The following is a 16,016-nucleotide window of genomic DNA, read 5'->3' as shown; positions in this document are numbered from 1 at the left end:
TGTGGAGACACTGATGGATACGTCCGTTGCCCGTCCCGAACTGCTGCTGGTTGCCGATGCCGTAGCGCGGGAAAAGTCGATCGACCGTGAGGAAGTGCTGGAAGCGATGGAGCAGGCCATCCAGAAGGCCGGCCGCGCGAAATACGGTCATGAAAAGGATATCCGCGCCACCATCGACCGCAAGACGGGCGATGTCCGGCTGTCGCGCTGGACCGAGGCGGTCGAGACGGTGGAGAACGAGGAAACCCAGATCCCGCTGTACATCGCACGCAAGTTCAAGCCCGAGATCCAGCTTGGGGAATACCTGATCGACCCCCTGCCGCCCATCGATTTCGGCCGCATCGCGGCGCAGACGGCAAAGCAGGTCATTGTCCAGCGCGTGCGCGAATATGAACGCCGCCGCCAGTTCAATGACTTCAAGGACCGCGTGGGCGAAATCGTCAATGGCACCGTCAAGCGCACGGAATACGGCAACCTGCTGGTCGAGATCGGCGATGCCGAGGCCCTGCTGCGCCGTGACGAACTGATCCCGCGCGAAAGCTTCCGCAATTCCGACCGCGTGCGCGCCTACATCTATGATGTGCGTGACGAGCCGCGTGGCCCGCAGATCTTCCTGTCCCGCACGCATCCGGCCTTCCTTGCCAAGCTGTTCGCGCAGGAAGTGCCCGAGATCTATGACGGCATCATCGAGATCAAGGCCGTGGCGCGCGACCCCGGCTCGCGGGCGAAGATGGCCGTCATCTCCCGCGATGCGTCGATCGATCCGGTCGGCGCCTGCGTGGGCGTGCGCGGCCGCCGCGTTCAGGAAGTCGTGAAGGAACTGCAGGGCGAAAAGATCGATATCATCCCGTGGAGTCCGCAGGCCGCGACCTTTGTCGTCAACGCCCTTGCCCCGGCCGAGGTCAGCAAGGTGGTGATGGATGAGGAAGCGGGCCGGGTCGAGGTGGTCGTCCCCGATGACCAGCTCAGCCTTGCCATCGGGCGGCGCGGGCAGAATGTCCGCCTTGCCAGCCAGTTGACGCGCTGGGACATCGACATCCTGACCGAAGCCGAGGAATCGGAACGCCGCCAGGAAGAATTCCGTCGGCGCAGCAACCTGTTTGTCGAGGCGCTGGACGTTGATGACGTCATCGCGGGCCTGCTGGTGACCGAAGGGTTCCATTCCATCGAGGAACTGGCATTCGCCGACCCCGAGGAACTGGCCAACATCGAAGGCTTTGACGAGGACGTGGCCAGTGAGCTGGTCCGCCGCGCCGAAGGCTACCTTGCGGGCCAGGAAGAAGAACTGGACAACAGGCGCCGGGCGCTGGGTGTCACCGATGACATCGCGGCGCTGGGCGTGTTCACCAACCAGATGCTGGTGACGCTGGGTGAGAAGGGCATAAAGACGCTTGATGACCTGGCCGACCTGGCCGGTGACGAACTGGTTGAAATCCTCGGCAGCGATGCGATTGACGAGGATGCGGCCAACGAAATCATCATGGCGGCCCGCGCGCACTGGTTTGATGAAGATGACAGGGCGGGCGGAAACACGGCCGACGAACAGGAGACGACCGACGTCTGAGCAGGGGGATCCAAACGCGGAAGACGCGGGCGACACGGAACAGGAAGAGCGCGGTCCGCTGCGCCGCTGCGCCGTCACCCGCGTCCGGCTGCCGAAAGAGGAAATGATCAGGTTCGTCATTTCCCCCGACGGAGTCGTGATCCCTGATCTTTCCGCACGTCTGCCCGGACGGGGAATTTGGTTGAGCGCACGTGCGGATGTGTTAGAAACAGCACGCACACGTGGCGCATTCGCACGCGCGGCACGGGGAAGGGTTGTTATTCACCCTGACCTGACCCATCTTGTTGAAGACGGGTTGCTGCGGCGCATGATGGATGTTGCAGGGCTGGCACGGCGGGCCGGGCAGATTGTCTGTGGCTTTGCCAAGGTGCGTGAGTGGGTTGTGGGCGGTCGGGCCGGTCTGGTTATACAGGCCGCCGATGGCAGCCCCGACGAGAGGAAGAGAGTTTTGTCTGGTGCACGGGACCTTCCGGTTACGGTTGTTCCTACGGCATCGGGTCTGGGTGCGGCATTTGGCCGCGACCATGTTGTTCATGCGGCGATGCTGCATGGTGAACTGGCGCGCCGATTCCGTATCGAGAGTGAACGTTTTGCGGGTTTGTCCGGCAGGACCAGCCCGAATTCGGCGGAGCGGTCCGCCGGACGGTGTGAACAGGCGGGTACATGAGCGAAGGCAACGATCAGGATCAGGGTAAGGGACGCTTGTCCCTGCGGCCGGCGGGCCGTAGGGAAGTCGGACGGACGGTGGATGCCGGTTCCGTGCGACAGAGCTTCAGCCATGGTCGTTCAAAGGTGGTTCAGGTCGAGGTGCGCAAGAAGCGCGGGGCCGGGGCCGCAGGTAACGGATCGGGGCCGGCTGGCGGTCGCGCCGGGGGACGGGGTGGTCGCGCGCTGACGGCAGCCGAGCTGGCAACCCGCCAGCGCGTGCTGGACGAACAGCGCCGCGCCGCCATCCAGCGCGAAAAGGAAGCGCGCGAGCAGGAAAAGATCACGATCCTTTCCGCCGCGGAAGAAGCCCGTCGCCAGGAAGAGGAAAATGCCCGCCGTGCCGAAGAAGAGGCACGCGCAAAGGCAGATGCCGCCGCCGAGGCCGAGGCCCGCAAGCACGAAGCCCGCAGCGCCGCGACGCAGGCCATGCCCGAACCGGCCGAGTCCACCGAGCCGGAAGGGCCGGTTGTCTCGTCCGTGCCGATTCCCGGTGAGGTCACGCTCGCGCCGCCGATGCAGCGCCTGCGTCCGCTGGCCGAACGTGCGATCATGCCGGCACAGCCGCTGCGCCCGGCGCGCCCGGCAGGTGGCGGCAATGCAGCCGGCGCCGCCAGTGGCCGCGCCGCCGCCGGTGCTGGCGAGACGCTGCGCCTGCGCAGTGGCCGTGCGGAAGGGGGCGAGGAAGAACGTCGCCCCAGCCGCCGTCCCGGCAACGCCGCACCCGGTCGCCGCCCGTCGGGCGGAGCGAAGAAGAACAATGACAGCCGTCGCGCCGGTCGCATTGACGTGCAGGCCGCGATCGAGGGGGATGACGACAAGACCCGTTCACTCGCCTCCGTCCGCCGTCAGCGTGAGCGTGAGCGCCGCCAGGCGGAACTGGAACGCCTGCGCTCCGATCAGGTCCGCGTGGTGCGCGACGTGGTCCTGCCCGAAACCATCACGGTGCAGGAACTCGCCAACCGTATGGCCGCCCGTCAGGGCGAGGTCATCAAGGCGCTGATGAAAATGGGCGTCATGGCGACGGTTACGCAGTCGCTCGACGCGGATACGGCTGAACTGGTCGTGCAGGAATTCGGCCACCGCGTGCGCCGTGTCTCCGACAGCGATGTTGAAATCGGGATCGAGGGCATCGAGGACAGGGCCGAGGACCTCAAGCCGCGTCCGCCGGTCGTGACCGTCATGGGCCATGTCGATCACGGCAAGACCTCGCTGCTAGACGCGCTGCGCACCACCGATGTCGCCAATGGCGAAGCCGGTGGCATCACGCAGCATATCGGCGCCTATCAGGTAACCCTGGCATCGGGTGCGAAGATTACCTTCATCGACACCCCGGGCCATGAGGCCTTTACGGCCATGCGTGCCCGTGGTGCATCGGTAACCGACGTGGTGGTGCTGGTGGTTGCGGCGGATGACGGCGTGATGCCGCAGACGATCGAGGCCATCAAGCATGCCAAGGCGGCCGATGCCCCGATCATCGTGGCGATCAACAAGTGCGACAAGCCGGGCGCGAACCCCGACCGCGTGCGCCAGGAACTGCTGAACCACGAAATCGTGGTGGAAAGCATGGGTGGCGACACGCAGGATGTCGAAGTCTCGGCGCTCAAGCGCACCGGGCTGGACAAGCTTGAGGAAGCCATCCTGCTGCAGGCTGAAATCCTTGACCTGAAGGCCAATCCGGATCGTGTCGCCGAGGGTTCGGTAATCGAAAGCCGCCTTGACCGTGGCCGTGGCCCGGTTGCGACCGTGCTGGTCCAGAAGGGCACGCTGCGCCGCACCGATATCGTGGTGGCCGGGGCCGAATGGGGCCGCGTCCGCGCCATGATCGACGATCGCAACCGCCAGCTTGGCGAAGCCGGTCCGTCCATGCCGGTCGAAATCCTGGGCATTACCGGGGTACCGGGCGCGGGTGAGCCGTTCGTGGTGGTGGAAAACGAGAACCGCGCACGCGAAATCTCGGAATTCCGTCAGCGCGTGATCAAGGATCGCACGGCAGCCGGCCAGACCGCCGCACGCGGCACGCTGGACCAGATGCTGGCCCGTATCCAGGCTGGTGCGCAGAAGGAAGTGGCCGTCCTGATCAAGGCGGACGTGCAGGGTTCGGCCGAAGCCCTTGAGGCGACGGTGCAGAAGCTGGAGCATGAGGAAGTCAAGATCCGCGTGCTGAACGCAACGGTTGGCCAAATCACCGAAAGTGATGTGCAACTGGCCAAGGCGTCCGGCGCCGTCATCATCGCCTTCAACGTCCGCGCCACGGCGCAGGCGCGTGAGCTGGCGCAGCGTGAGGGCGTGGATATCCGCTACTATTCCATCATCTATCAGGTTGCTGATGATGTGGAGCAGCTGGTCCGTGGCAAGATCGCGCCCAAGCATCGCGAGAAGTTCCTGGGTTACGCCGAAATCCGCAAGGTTTTCGAAATTACCAAGGTGGGCAAGGTCGCCGGTTGTTACGTTACCGAAGGCGTGGTCAAGCGTGGCTGTGGCGTGCGCCTGCTGCGTGACAACGTCGTGATCCATGAAGGTGAGCTGAGCCAGCTCAAGCGCTTCAAGGATGACGTCAAGGAAGTGGCGCGCGGTTACGAGTGCGGCCTGTCCTTTGCCGGGTATAACGACCTGCGCGAGGGTGACGTGGTCGAATGTTATGAAATGGAACTCGTCCCGGCATGAGCCGTAATTCATCCAGAAAAGGGATGAGCGAGAGCGGGCCGGCAGGGAAACTTGCCGGCCATTCCGCGTCTGGTCCCTCGCAGCGGCAGTTGCGCGTGGCGGAAGAAGTCCGTCGCGTGCTGGCGGAAATATTTGCCCGCACCGAATTCCGCGACCCTGACCTGGCCGATGTGCGCATTACGGTGACCGAAGTGCGTATCTCGCCCGATCTCAAGCATGCCACCGTATTCGTGGCGCGTCTGGGTCGCAGCGATGTGGCGGAACTGCTGCCCGCGCTCAAGCGTGTAACGCCTTTCCTGCGCACGCGCCTGTCGCACGCCTTGCGCCTGCGTGGTGTGCCCGACCTGCATTTCCAGCCCGATACGGCACTGGATTACGCAATGGAGGTCGATAACATGCTACGCCAGCCGGAAGTCCGGCGGGATCTGGAGGACTGAAGCCTCCCGCTTCAGCCGTCTTTCCATCAAGCAAAAGTTTTTGGTGAAGCTTTTTTCCAAAAAGCTTCGGGGAACGCCGCTTTCTTGAAAAGGACAGCACCCGGAAACTTCCATTGTTTCCATGAAAAAAGGCCGGTCATGGCATAATGCCGGACCGGCTTTTTTCATGGTCCCGATCCGGGACAGGGATCAGTTACGCCGCCCCATCAGCAGCAGTTGCGGGTTGCGTTCTACGTCGGTGGCGAATCCACGCAGGGCGGCGGCGGCGGCGGCAAGGTCACGCAGTGACGAATCGATATTGGAACGGTCGGCGGAGCTGGGCGCGGTAATGTCATGCAGGCCGGCCAGCGCGCCCTTGGCCTCGGTCACCGTTTCATTGGAATTGACCAGCAGGGTATGCAGTTCGCCGCCACGCGCATCCAGCTGCGCCGTGCCGGTATCGGCCAGGTTGTTGATGGAGGCCAGCGTCGTATCCATATGGTGGTCCAGGTCACGGATCGCATCGGTCGCGGTGTCCACCGTCACCCGCGTATGGTCGGACGTGGCGCGCACGCTGTCCACCAGCGGGGGCAGGTCCTTGTCCAGCTTGTCCGCCAGCGTGCGGATGCTGACCAGCATGGCGTCGGCGTTGTTGGCGATGTTCTTCAGCGGCAGCGCCGTCAGCGCGTCGGTCAGCTTCTGCATTTCCGATTCACGCGCCGGGATTTCCGGCAGTGCGCTGATGCCGGGATGCAGGTGCGCGGGCACGCTGGGGTCGAAGGTCAGGTCGATTTCTTCCTGGCCGGTAACAAAGCTCTGCATATGCAGTTCGGCGCGCAATCCGTTTTCCACCAGTTTTGGCAGTTCGCGGCTGTCCAGCACCCTGCCATGGCCGCCCGCCATACGCGCGCCATTGGCCTGCAGTTCCAGTGTTACGGGAATGAGGGCCTGATGCGTCTGGGGATCGAACTGGACGGCGATATGTTCCACATGGCCGACCTGCACGCCGTCGAAGGTGACGGGCGCGCCTACGCCCAGCCCGTTGATGGGGCTGTCGAACACCACAACGGCCCGACTGGTGGGGGAAAAGGGATGAAACTGTCCGAACAGCGCTATGGCCGTCACACCAAGCAGGGCTCCACCCAACACAAATGCACCGACCGTGGTCTGCCGTTCAGCCATGGTGTTCAGGTCTCCCTAGACGCAGAATAAAAAACGATTGCGGACACATTCGGCCACGTGTCCGTTTGCTGCAAGATGACATTACATCCACGACAGGCAAAGCAGGCTGCGGGGATGGCAGGCATGTGCCCGCTTCGCCTTTTACCACGTGTGGCGCGGGCGGCCAGCCCCGGTGGCGGAATGGGGCATTGCCGTGCATGCGTGCCTCGTCTAAACGCACGGCATTCCCCCCCTCATGATGCAAGGTGCCTGCAATGGGACGCAAACGTGGACGCCCGCTTGATGGCTGGCTGATAGTGGACAAGCCATTGGGAATGACCTCCACCCAGGTCGTGGGCCGTGTGCGCTACCTGTTTGACGCGGCCAAGGCGGGACATGGCGGCACGCTGGACCCGCTGGCGACGGGGCTGCTGCCCGTGGCCTTTGGCAGGGCGACCAAGACCGTGCCTTATATAATGGATGGCACCAAGCGCTATCACTTCACCCTGCGCATCGGGGAAGCACGCGACAGTGATGACGCGGAAGGCAGCGTGACCGCCGTGTCGGACGTGCGGCCCGACAATGCCGCGTTCGAGGCGGCCCTTGCCGCCTTCCGTGGCGACATCATGCAGGTGCCGCCGGTCTTTTCGGCGCTGAAGGTCGGAGGCAGGCGGTCCTATGACATGGCGCGCGCGGGCAATGCGCCCGAACTGCCCCCCCGTCCCGCGCGGATCGACCGGTTTGAACTGATTGCCCGCCCCGATGCCGATACGGCGGTGTTCGAGGTGGAATCGGGCAAGGGCGTGTACATGCGCGCGCTGGCCCGCGATATCGCGTTGGCCTGCGGCACGGTGGGGCATGTGGCGGCGCTGCGGCGGCTGAACGTCGGGCCTTTTGATGAATCCCATGCGATTCCACTGGACAAAATTGTCGCAAGCGCCGACAACGCGCCTGCCCCACCGGATCTGCTGCTTCCGGTCGCGACCGCGCTGGCCGACATCCCGGCGCTGGCCCTGACCCGTGAGGAAGCGGATGCCCTGTCATTTGGCCAGGCGATTGACCTGAACCAGCTGGCGGACCGGATGCCGGAACATACCGACCCCCGCTCGGGTGTCGTGCGTGCGATGGATGGGGCGCGTGTGGTCGGGCTGTGCCGCCCCGAAGGCGGCCTGCTGCGATCGGTACGCATGCTGTGAACCGAATGATCAATGGAGATGACGATGTCGATTACTGCTGAACGCCGCACGGCGCTTATTGGCGAATACCGCAATGCCGCGACGGACACGGGTTCGCCGGAAGTACAGGTTGCCCTGCTGACCGAGCGGATCGTGAACCTGACCGATCACCTGAAGACCCACGCGAAGGATTTCCATTCGCGCCGTGGCCTGCTGATGCTGGTCGGCCGCCGCCGCCGCCTGCTGGACTATGTCAAGCGCAAGGACCAGGCCCGTTACGAAACGCTGATCAAGCGCCTCGGCCTGCGTCGCTGATTTGCGACATGGCGGGAACGCGGTCATAATGCGTACCCGCACGGTCTGAACGGCCACGGTGCATGCAGGTGCATGGCCGTGGCCGATCGGGCCGGATATTTTCTGGCGCCCCCAGGGGCGCTGCCAACACGCTGCCATGTCATGGCGGAGATGTCCGGACCCGGATCGCAGCGTTTCAGGCCACATGGTGTTCTGGCGGCCGTGCCGTCGCGCTCCATGCCGTCCGAGGCGCTGCCATCATACGTTCCCATGTCCGGCCCGCCTGCATTGCGGCAGTCAACGGACAGGGTTGTCTGGATGTTTAATTATTTTCGCAAGGAAATCGAATGGGGCGGCCGCCCGCTGGTGCTGGAAACGGGCAAGATCGCCCGTCAGGCCGATGGCGCGGTTGTCGTAACCTATGGCGATACGGTGGTGCTGTGCACCGCCGTTGGCGCCAAGAGCGTGAAGCCGGGGCAGGATTTCTTCCCGCTGACGGTCAACTATCAGGAAAAGGCCTACGCCGCAGGCAAGATCCCCGGTGGCTTCTTCAAGCGTGAAGGCCGCCCGAGCGAGGCCGAGGTGCTGAACTCCCGCCTGATCGACCGCCCGATCCGGCCGCTGTTCCCCGAAAACTTCCGCAATGAAGTGCAGGTCGTCGCCACCGTGCTCAGCCACGACATGGAAAACGACCCCGCTGTTGTGGCGCTGATCGGCTGTTCGGCCGCGCTGACGCTGTCGGGCATTCCGTTCTTCGGTCCCGTGGGTGCTGCCCGCGTGGGATACAGCAACGGCAAGTACGTGCTGAACCCGACCATTTCCCAGCTCAAGGACAGCGAGCTGGACCTGGTCGTGGCCGGCACGTCCGAAGGCGTGCTGATGGTCGAGTCCGAGGCGGTGGAACTGTCCGAGGACGTGATGCTGGGTGCCGTGACCTTCGGCCATGAAGCCTTCCAGCCGGTGATCGACCTGATCATCGACCTGGCCGAAAGTGCCGCCAAGGCACCGTGGGATCTGGCCGAGCCGACGGCCGAGGAAATCAAGCTGCGCAAGAAGGTGGACAAGGCCGGTCGCGCCCTGATCGCCGAGGCGTACAAGGAACGCGCCAAGCAGGTGCGTTACAAGAAGGTTGCCGCAGCCCGTGAAGCCATCCTCGCCAAGATTGGCGAGGCCGATGCCGATGCCGCCAAGCCCATGATCAAGGACCTGGAAGCCGACGTGGTCCGCACCGAGGTGCTGGATACCGGCTTCCGTATCGATGGCCGTAACCTGGAAACGATCCGCCCGATCGTGTCCGAAGTCGGCATCCTGCCGCGCGCGCATGGGTCCGCCCTGTTCACCCGTGGCGAGACGCAGGCCCTTGTGGTCGCGACCCTTGGCACCGGCCAGGACGAGCAGATCGTGGACGCGCTGGAAGGCGAATACCGCAACAACTTCATGCTGCACTACAACTTCCCGCCCTTCTCGGTCGGTGAGTGCGGGCGCATGGGGTCCCCCGGCCGTCGTGAAATCGGCCACGGCAAGCTGGCATGGCGTGCGATCCACCCGCTGCTGCCGGGCAAGGACACCTTCCCGTACACCATGCGTGTGGTGTCCGAGATCACGGAAAGCAATGGCTCGTCCTCCATGGCGACCGTATGCGGCGCCTCGCTTGCGCTGATGGATGCCGGTGTGCCGCTGAAGCGCCCGGTGGCCGGTATCGCCATGGGCCTGATCAAGGAAGACGAGGACTTCGCCGTCCTGTCCGACATCCTTGGCGATGAAGACCACCTGGGCGACATGGACTTCAAGGTGGCGGGCACCGAGCAGGGTGTCACCGCGCTGCAGATGGACATCAAGATCACGTCGATTACGCCCGAAATCATGAAGATCGCGCTGGGCCAGGCCCGTCAGGGTCGCCTGCACATCCTGGGTGAAATGGCCAAGGCGCTGACCGAAGGCCGCACGGATGTATCCTCCTCGGCTCCCAAGATCACCACGATCTCGGTGCCCAAGGAAAAGATCCGCGACGTGATCGGCCAGGGCGGTAAAGTTATCCGTGAGATCGTTGAATATTCGGGTGCGAAGATCGACATCAACGACGACGGCACGATCATGATCGCCGCGTCGTCCGACGATCAGGCCGAAAAGGCCATCGAACGGATCCGTGGCATCGTGGCGGAACCCGAAGTGGGCCACATCTATAACGGCAAGGTCGTCAAGACCGCCGATTTCGGTGCGTTCGTCAACTTCCTTGGCCCCCGTGACGGGCTGGTTCACATTTCCGAACTGGCGCAGGGCCGTGTCTCCAAGACGACCGATGTCGTCAAGCAGGGAGACGAGGTGAAGGTGAAGGTCCTGGGCTTTGACGATCGCGGCAAGGTCAAGCTGTCCATGCGCGTGGTCGACCAGGAAACCGGCGCCGATATCACCGAGACAGTGGGTGCCAAGCCCGGTCGTGCGCCCGCGCGCTAAGACGCGGCCCCGACCTGTATGACACCCGGCGGCGGGATGTGCCCGGCATGGGCGTCCCGCCGCGCGGGCAGACACATGACGATGGAATGGTGATGAAGCCGATCAATGCGATCCGTATGGGCGGGACGGATATTCTGCCCCTGGTCGAAGGGGGGAAGGGCGTCTCGATCTCAACCGGCATATCCGCCGGGCACTGGGCGGCAGCCGGGGGGGCGGGCACGGTCTCGATCGTGAATGCCGATTCCTATGACAAGGATGGCAACGTCGTCCCGCAGGTCTATCATGGTAAAACACGGCGCGAGCGGCACGAGGAACTGATTGATTACGCCATTCGCGGCGGGATCGCGCAGGCCCGCATCGCGCATGAAATCGCAGGCGGCAGGGGGCGTATCCATGCCAACATCCTGTGGGAAATGGGGGGCGCGGAACGCGTCATAAACGGGGTGCTGGAGGGTGCGCCGGGCATGATCCAGGGCCTGACCTGTGGCGCGGGCATGCCGTACCGCCTGTCGGAAATCGCGGCGCGGTTCGGTATCCATTATTACCCCATCGTATCATCCGCCCGTGCGTTCAACGCCCTGTGGCGGCGTTCGTACCACAAGACGGGCGAACTGCTGGGTGCGGTGGTGTACGAAGACCCGTGGCGCGCGGGTGGCCATAACGGCCTGTCCAACACCGAAAACCCGCTGGCGCCGGAAGACCCCTTCCCCCGCGTACTGGCGTTGCGCAAGCAGATGCGGGCCTTTGGCCTGGATGACACCCCCATCATCATGGCCGGTGGCGTGTGGTGGCTGGAGGAATGGCAGGACTGGATCGACAACCTCGAACTCGGGCCGATCGTGTTCCAGTTCGGCACCCGTCCGCTGCTGACGCGCGAAAGCCCGATTCCCGATGCGTGGAAACAGCGCCTGCTGACGCTGAAGAAGGGGGATGTGTTCCTCAACCGTTTCTCGCCCACCGGCTTCTATTCATCGGCGGTGAACAATTCGTTCCTGCGTGAATTGCGGGGACGGTCGGAACGGCAGGTCCCGTTCTCCCCCGAAGCACTGGGCGAGCATACGGCGGTGCTGGCCATCGGCGCGCGTGGGCGGCAGGTTTACGTTACCCCGGCCGATGCGCAGCGCGCGCGGCTGTGGATCGAGGAAGGCCATACCGAGGCCATGCGGACGCCGGATAACACGCTGGTGTTTGTGGCCCCGGAACGGGCGCGTGAAATCCTGGCCGATCAGGGGGCCTGCATGGGCTGCCTGTCGGAATGCCGCTTTTCCAACTGGTCGCAGAAGCCGCCCGCCTATTCCAACGGGCACAAGGCGGACCCGCGTTCCTACTGCATCCAGAAAACGTTGCAGGCGGCGGCCCACGCCCATGGGCCGGATCAGGCGGATGTGATTGACCATAACCTCATGTTCGGCGGCACGAACGCGTGGCGTTTCGCGACTGACCCGTTCTATGCCAACGGCTTCGTACCCACCGTGGCCCAGCTTCTGGAACGGATCATGACCGGGCGCTGAGCCGGTTCCGGCAGATGCGAAAGAAAAGGCCGACTCCCGGTAAGGGGTCGGCCTTTTTCATGATCAAAAAACAATAAAAGCCTAGCCCTGCCGCAGGACATCCGAAATCTCGATCAGGAAATCCAGCACGGTACGGGTACGCAGCGGCAGCGTGCGCGGCCCCGTATGGACGGCGTAGAATGGCAGTTCCGGTATCGTCCATTCCGGCAGCAGGTGCTTCAGCCGCCCGGCCGCAATGTCTTCTTCCGCCTGGAATGTCGGCAGCATGCCAATTCCCAGCCCGGCCCGCACCGCCTGCAACACGGCTTCGCTGCTGTTGGCGCGGAATGGGCCACTGGCCGCGACCGTGGTTTCGGCCTCACCCTTGCGGGCAAACTGCCAGTCATGGCGGGTGCCCCCATAGCTATAGGCAATGCAGGGATGGTTGAGCAGGTCACGCGGGTGTTCGGGCGTGCCACGGCGGGCGAGGTAGTCGGTCGACGCCACCACGCAGCGATGGACCGAGCCAAGCCTGCGGGCGATCAGCGACCCTTCGGCAATGGAACCGATGCGGATGGCAAGGTCCAGCCCTTCTTCCACCAGGTCACCGAATCCATCGCGCATGACCAGTTCAACCGACAGGTCGGGATGTTCCTCCAGCAGGCTGTTCAGCCGGCTGGTCAGGTACAGGCCGAACGCCGTGGTCACCCCCAGCCGCACCAGCCCCGAAACCGAGGCACGCCTGCGGCCAAGCGCCGTTTCCGCCGTTTCCAGTATTTCCAGCACTTCATAGGCATGCGGCAACAGGCTGCGCCCGTCTTCCGTCATCATCAGGCTGCGGGTGGTCCGGGCAAACAGGGTTGCGCCGTAATGGGCTTCAAGCAACGCAATATGACGGGAAATGGTGGGCTGGCTGGCCCCCGTTTCCCTTGATACCGCCGAGAATGAACCCGTGGCGGCCACACGGACGAAGCTATGCAAGGCAGAAAGCAGATCCATGAAGCCCCAGCATCCTCAACTATGTTATTACATAGTTACAGTTTTAAGCGGCATCTTATTTATGCACAATACAGAGAAAAGACACCACCGATATGTGTAAAATGCAACGGTAACGCCGCTAACCTATGCTGGATATGCATATATGATCTGTTCATAAAAAACGGCGGCCCGCATCATACGGGCCGCCGCCTTATCATTCCATCCCGGCAAAAACCGGGACAGGCCGTGTGATTACGCGGCCTTGGTCATGCCACGCAGCACGGTCTGGAGAATGCCGCCATTGCGGAAATACTCCACCTCATCCAGCGTATCGACGCGGCACAGCAGGGGCACATCCTGCTTGGAGCCATCGGCGCGGGTGATGGTCATGGTCATCGTCATACGCGGCGTGATCTTGTCCAGCCCGCGGATTTCGAAGGTCTCATCCCCCTTCAGGCCCAGCGTCTTGCGCGTTGTGCCTTCCTCGAACAGGAGCGGCAGCACGCCCATGCCCACCAGGTTGGAACGGTGGATACGCTCGAAGCTTTCGGCAATCACCGCACGCACGCCCAGCAGCAGGGTGCCCTTGGCCGCCCAGTCGCGCGAGGAACCCATGCCGTATTCCTTGCCGCCGATCACGACCAGGGGCACGCCTTCCTTCTTGTATTCCATCGCCACATCATAGATGGAGCCTTCCTTGCCGTCCGGGAAGTGCTTGGACACGCCCCCTTCGGTGCCGGGCAGCATCTCGTTCTTGATGCGGATGTTGGCGAACGTGCCACGCACCATCACGCGGTCATTGCCACGACGCGACCCGTAGGAGTTGAAGTCCTTCTTCGCGACACCATGGGCTTCAAGGTACTTGCCGGCAGGCGAGCTTTCCTTGATCGCGCCCGCAGGCGAGATGTGGTCGGTCGTGATGTTGTCACCCAGCAGGGCCAGCAGGCGCGCGCCGATGATGTCGCTACGCGGCTGGGGTTCGGGGGTGATGTCCTGGAAGTACGGCGGGTCCTGCACGTAGGTGGAGGATGCATCCCACTTGTAGGTCTCGGAACCGGTGGCGACTTTCAGCGCCTGCCATTCCTTCGTGCCCTGGCTTACGTGCTTGTAGCGGTTGATGAACTCCTCACGCGTGATCGCGGACCCGATCAGGGCGGCGATCTCGTGGTTGGTCGGCCAGATGTCCTTCAGGTACACCAGCTTGCCGTCCTTGGAGGTGCCCAGCGGCGTGGTGGTGATGTCCTCACGCATGGTGCCCAGCAGGGAATACGCCACGACCAGCGGCGGGCTGGCGAGGTAGTTGGCGCGCACGTTCGGCGAGATACGGCCTTCGAAGTTACGGTTGCCCGAAAGCACCGACACCGCAACCAGCTTGTTGCCTTCGATCGCATCGACGATGTGATCTTCCAGCGGGCCGGAGTTGCCGATACACGTCGTGCAGCCATAGCCCACCGTGTTGAAGCCCATCGCGTCCAGTTCGGCCTGCAGGCCCGCGCGGTTGAGGTAGTCGGTCACAACCTGCGACCCCGGTGCGAGCGAGGTCTTGACCCACGGCTTGGGCTTCAGGCCCAGCGCACGCGCCTTTTTCGCCACCAGGCCAGCCGCGATCAGCACGGCGGGGTTGGAGGTGTTGGTGCAGGACGTGATGGCCGCGATCACCACGTCGCCGTGGCCGATCTCGTAATTGGTGCCGGCCACCTTGGCCTTCTTGTCCTTGTCAGCCGCGGGCACGCCCAGGCTGCCGGTCAGTTCGGTCTCGAACGCCTTGTCGGCACCCTTCAGCACGACGCGGTCCTGCGGGCGCTTGGGGCCGGCGATGGACGGCACGATGGTCTCAAGGTTGAGTTCCAGCGTATCGGTGAACACGGGATGCGCCGATTCGGCATGACGGAACATGCCCTGCGCCTTCAGGTATTCTTCCGTCAGCTTGATGCGGTGTTCCTCACGCCCGGTCTGGCGCAGGTAATCCAGCGTCAGGTTGTCAACCGGGAAGAAGCCGCAGGTCGCGCCATATTCCGGGGCCATGTTGGCGATGGTCGCGCGGTCGGCAACCGGCAGGTGGTCAAGGGCGGGGCCGAAGAATTCGACGAACTTGCCGACAACGCCCTTCTTGCGCAGCATCTGGGTGACCGTCAGCACCAGGTCGGTGGCGGTGGCGCCCTCGGGCAGCTTGCCAACCAGCTTGAAGCCGATCACGTCGGGGATGAGCATGGCGATCGGCTGGCCCAGCATCGCGGCTTCCGCCTCGATGCCGCCCACGCCCCAGCCCAGAACGCCCATGCCGTTGACCATGGTGGTGTGGCTGTCGGTGCCGAACAGGGTATCGGGATAGGCATAGTCCTTGCCACCCACATGCGCCGTCCACACCGCCTGCGCGATGTATTCCAGGTTCACCTGGTGGCAGATCCCGGTGCCCGGCGGCACGACAGAGAAGTTTTCAAACGCTTCCTGGCCCCAGCGCAGGAAGGCGTAGCGTTCGCCATTGCGCTCGAACTCGATGGTCACGTTGTCCTGCAGTGCTTCGGGCGAGCCGGCCACGTCCACCATGACCGAATGGTCGATCACCAGGTTGACGGGAACCAGCGGGTTCACCTTCTGCGGGTCGCCCTTCAGCTTCAGGATACCGTCGCGCATCGCGGCCAGGTCGACCACGGCGGGAACGCCGGTGAAATCCTGCATCAGGATACGCGCGGGCTTGAAGGGAACTTCCTTCGTGCTGCGCCCTTCCTTCAGCCATTCGGCGATGGCCTTGGCATCCTTGACCGAGTAGGAATGCCCGTCCTCGAACCGCAGCACGTTTTCCAGCAGCACTTTCAGGCTGACCGGCAGGCGGCCGACGGAGCCGATCGTCTTTTCAGCTTCCGGGATTGAGAAATAATGATAGGTCTTGCCGTCCACATTCAGTGTGCGGCCCGTTTTCATTGAGTCGTGCCCAACCGTCTTCATTGGCTTTGTTTCCTCCGAGGCATCAGCAACGGATCGTCCCGTATGACCGTTTTCCCGCGCCCCACTTCCATGGGGCGTGATTTGCGGCCTTGTCGGGGACAACCTGCTTGATCTCCCAACGGGGGTAGAACATACCCGGACGCGGTTGCGACACAAGCTGGACCGG

General features: G+C 63.6%; 11 protein-coding genes. 8 read left to right on the top strand and 3 right to left on the bottom strand.

From position 1 onward, the window contains the following. The first annotated feature begins 13 nt into the window (after positions 1-13). From nusA to rbfA, 4 genes are read left to right on the top strand one after another with little or no spacing between them, the layout of a single operon-like run. Positions 14-1,564: a transcription termination factor NusA gene (gene nusA / locus CFR76_RS05515; RefSeq protein WP_110556263.1), complete on the top strand. Its 1,551-nt coding sequence runs from the start codon at positions 14-16 to the stop codon at positions 1,562-1,564. Then, complete coding sequence (locus CFR76_RS05510) at positions 1,512-2,231, top strand: RNA-binding protein (RefSeq protein ID WP_110556214.1); 720 nt, start codon at positions 1,512-1,514, stop codon at positions 2,229-2,231. The genes nusA and CFR76_RS05510 overlap by 53 nt, the downstream gene beginning before the upstream one ends. Then, positions 2,228-4,936, top strand: coding sequence for a translation initiation factor IF-2 (gene infB, locus CFR76_RS05505; protein ID WP_110556213.1), 2,709 nt, complete (start codon positions 2,228-2,230; stop codon positions 4,934-4,936). The genes CFR76_RS05510 and infB overlap by 4 nt, the downstream gene beginning before the upstream one ends. A 23-nt stretch (positions 4,937-4,959) precedes the next feature. Further along, positions 4,960-5,373: a 30S ribosome-binding factor RbfA gene (rbfA, locus tag CFR76_RS05500; protein ID WP_010509158.1), complete on the top strand. Its 414-nt coding sequence runs from the start codon at positions 4,960-4,962 to the stop codon at positions 5,371-5,373. Positions 5,374-5,562: 189 nt separating this feature from the next. On the opposite strand, the gene CFR76_RS05495 is transcribed toward rbfA, so the two are convergent. Then, positions 5,563-6,534, bottom strand: coding sequence for an MlaD family protein (locus CFR76_RS05495; protein ID WP_110556212.1), 972 nt, complete (start codon positions 6,532-6,534; stop codon positions 5,563-5,565). 254 nt (positions 6,535-6,788) lie between these two features. On the opposite strand from CFR76_RS05495, the gene truB reads away from it, so the two are divergent. From truB to CFR76_RS05475, 4 genes are all read left to right on the top strand, one after another. Further along, positions 6,789-7,709: a tRNA pseudouridine(55) synthase TruB gene (truB, locus tag CFR76_RS05490; protein WP_110556211.1), complete on the top strand. Its 921-nt coding sequence runs from the start codon at positions 6,789-6,791 to the stop codon at positions 7,707-7,709. A gap of 24 nt (positions 7,710-7,733) precedes the next feature. Further along, complete coding sequence (gene rpsO, locus CFR76_RS05485; protein WP_025439775.1) at positions 7,734-8,003, top strand: 30S ribosomal protein S15; 270 nt, start codon at positions 7,734-7,736, stop codon at positions 8,001-8,003. A gap of 297 nt (positions 8,004-8,300) precedes the next feature. Continuing rightward, positions 8,301-10,436: a polyribonucleotide nucleotidyltransferase gene (pnp, locus tag CFR76_RS05480; protein ID WP_110556262.1), complete on the top strand. Its 2,136-nt coding sequence runs from the start codon at positions 8,301-8,303 to the stop codon at positions 10,434-10,436. Positions 10,437-10,528: 92 nt separating this feature from the next. Next, positions 10,529-11,947, top strand: coding sequence for an NAD(P)H-dependent flavin oxidoreductase (locus CFR76_RS05475; protein ID WP_110556261.1), 1,419 nt, complete (start codon positions 10,529-10,531; stop codon positions 11,945-11,947). Positions 11,948-12,028: 81 nt separating this feature from the next. On the opposite strand, the gene CFR76_RS05470 is transcribed toward CFR76_RS05475, so the two are convergent. Beyond that, on the bottom strand, positions 12,029-12,925 hold the full coding sequence (locus CFR76_RS05470) for a LysR family transcriptional regulator (RefSeq protein ID WP_110556210.1): 897 nt from the start codon (positions 12,923-12,925) through the stop codon (positions 12,029-12,031). 231 nt (positions 12,926-13,156) lie between these two features. Continuing rightward, on the bottom strand, positions 13,157-15,850 hold the full coding sequence (acnA, locus tag CFR76_RS05465) for an aconitate hydratase AcnA (protein ID WP_110556209.1): 2,694 nt from the start codon (positions 15,848-15,850) through the stop codon (positions 13,157-13,159). Positions 15,851-16,016: the final 166 nt, after the last annotated feature.

Source organism: Komagataeibacter swingsii (genome assembly GCF_003207895.1).
Taxonomy (GTDB): domain Bacteria; phylum Pseudomonadota; class Alphaproteobacteria; order Acetobacterales; family Acetobacteraceae; genus Komagataeibacter; species Komagataeibacter swingsii.
Note: the sequence above shows the minus strand (reverse complement) of the source record. Positions and strands in the feature narration are given on the sequence as shown.

Bases quoted from the DNA above. Each gene is read 5' to 3' on its own strand.
- CFR76_RS05510 (WP_110556214.1), top strand. From the start codon at position 1,512: ATGACAGGGCGGGCGGAAACACGGCCGACGAACAGGAGACGACCGACG.
- nusA (WP_110556263.1), top strand. From the start codon at position 14: ATGGATACGTCCGTTGCCCGTCCCGAACTGCTGCTGGTTGCCGATGCC.
- truB (WP_110556211.1), top strand. From the start codon at position 6,789: ATGGGACGCAAACGTGGACGCCCGCTTGATGGCTGGCTGATAGTGGAC.
- CFR76_RS05495 (WP_110556212.1), bottom strand. From the start codon at position 6,534: ATGGCTGAACGGCAGACCACGGTCGGTGCATTTGTGTTGGGTGGAGCC.
- rbfA (WP_010509158.1), top strand. From the start codon at position 4,960: ATGAGCGAGAGCGGGCCGGCAGGGAAACTTGCCGGCCATTCCGCGTCT.
- infB (WP_110556213.1), top strand. From the start codon at position 2,228: ATGAGCGAAGGCAACGATCAGGATCAGGGTAAGGGACGCTTGTCCCTG.
- pnp (WP_110556262.1), top strand. From the start codon at position 8,301: ATGTTTAATTATTTTCGCAAGGAAATCGAATGGGGCGGCCGCCCGCTG.
- rpsO (WP_025439775.1), top strand. From the start codon at position 7,734: ATGTCGATTACTGCTGAACGCCGCACGGCGCTTATTGGCGAATACCGC.
- CFR76_RS05470 (WP_110556210.1), bottom strand. From the start codon at position 12,925: ATGGATCTGCTTTCTGCCTTGCATAGCTTCGTCCGTGTGGCCGCCACG.
- acnA (WP_110556209.1), bottom strand. From the start codon at position 15,850: ATGAAGACGGTTGGGCACGACTCAATGAAAACGGGCCGCACACTGAAT.
- CFR76_RS05475 (WP_110556261.1), top strand. From the start codon at position 10,529: ATGAAGCCGATCAATGCGATCCGTATGGGCGGGACGGATATTCTGCCC.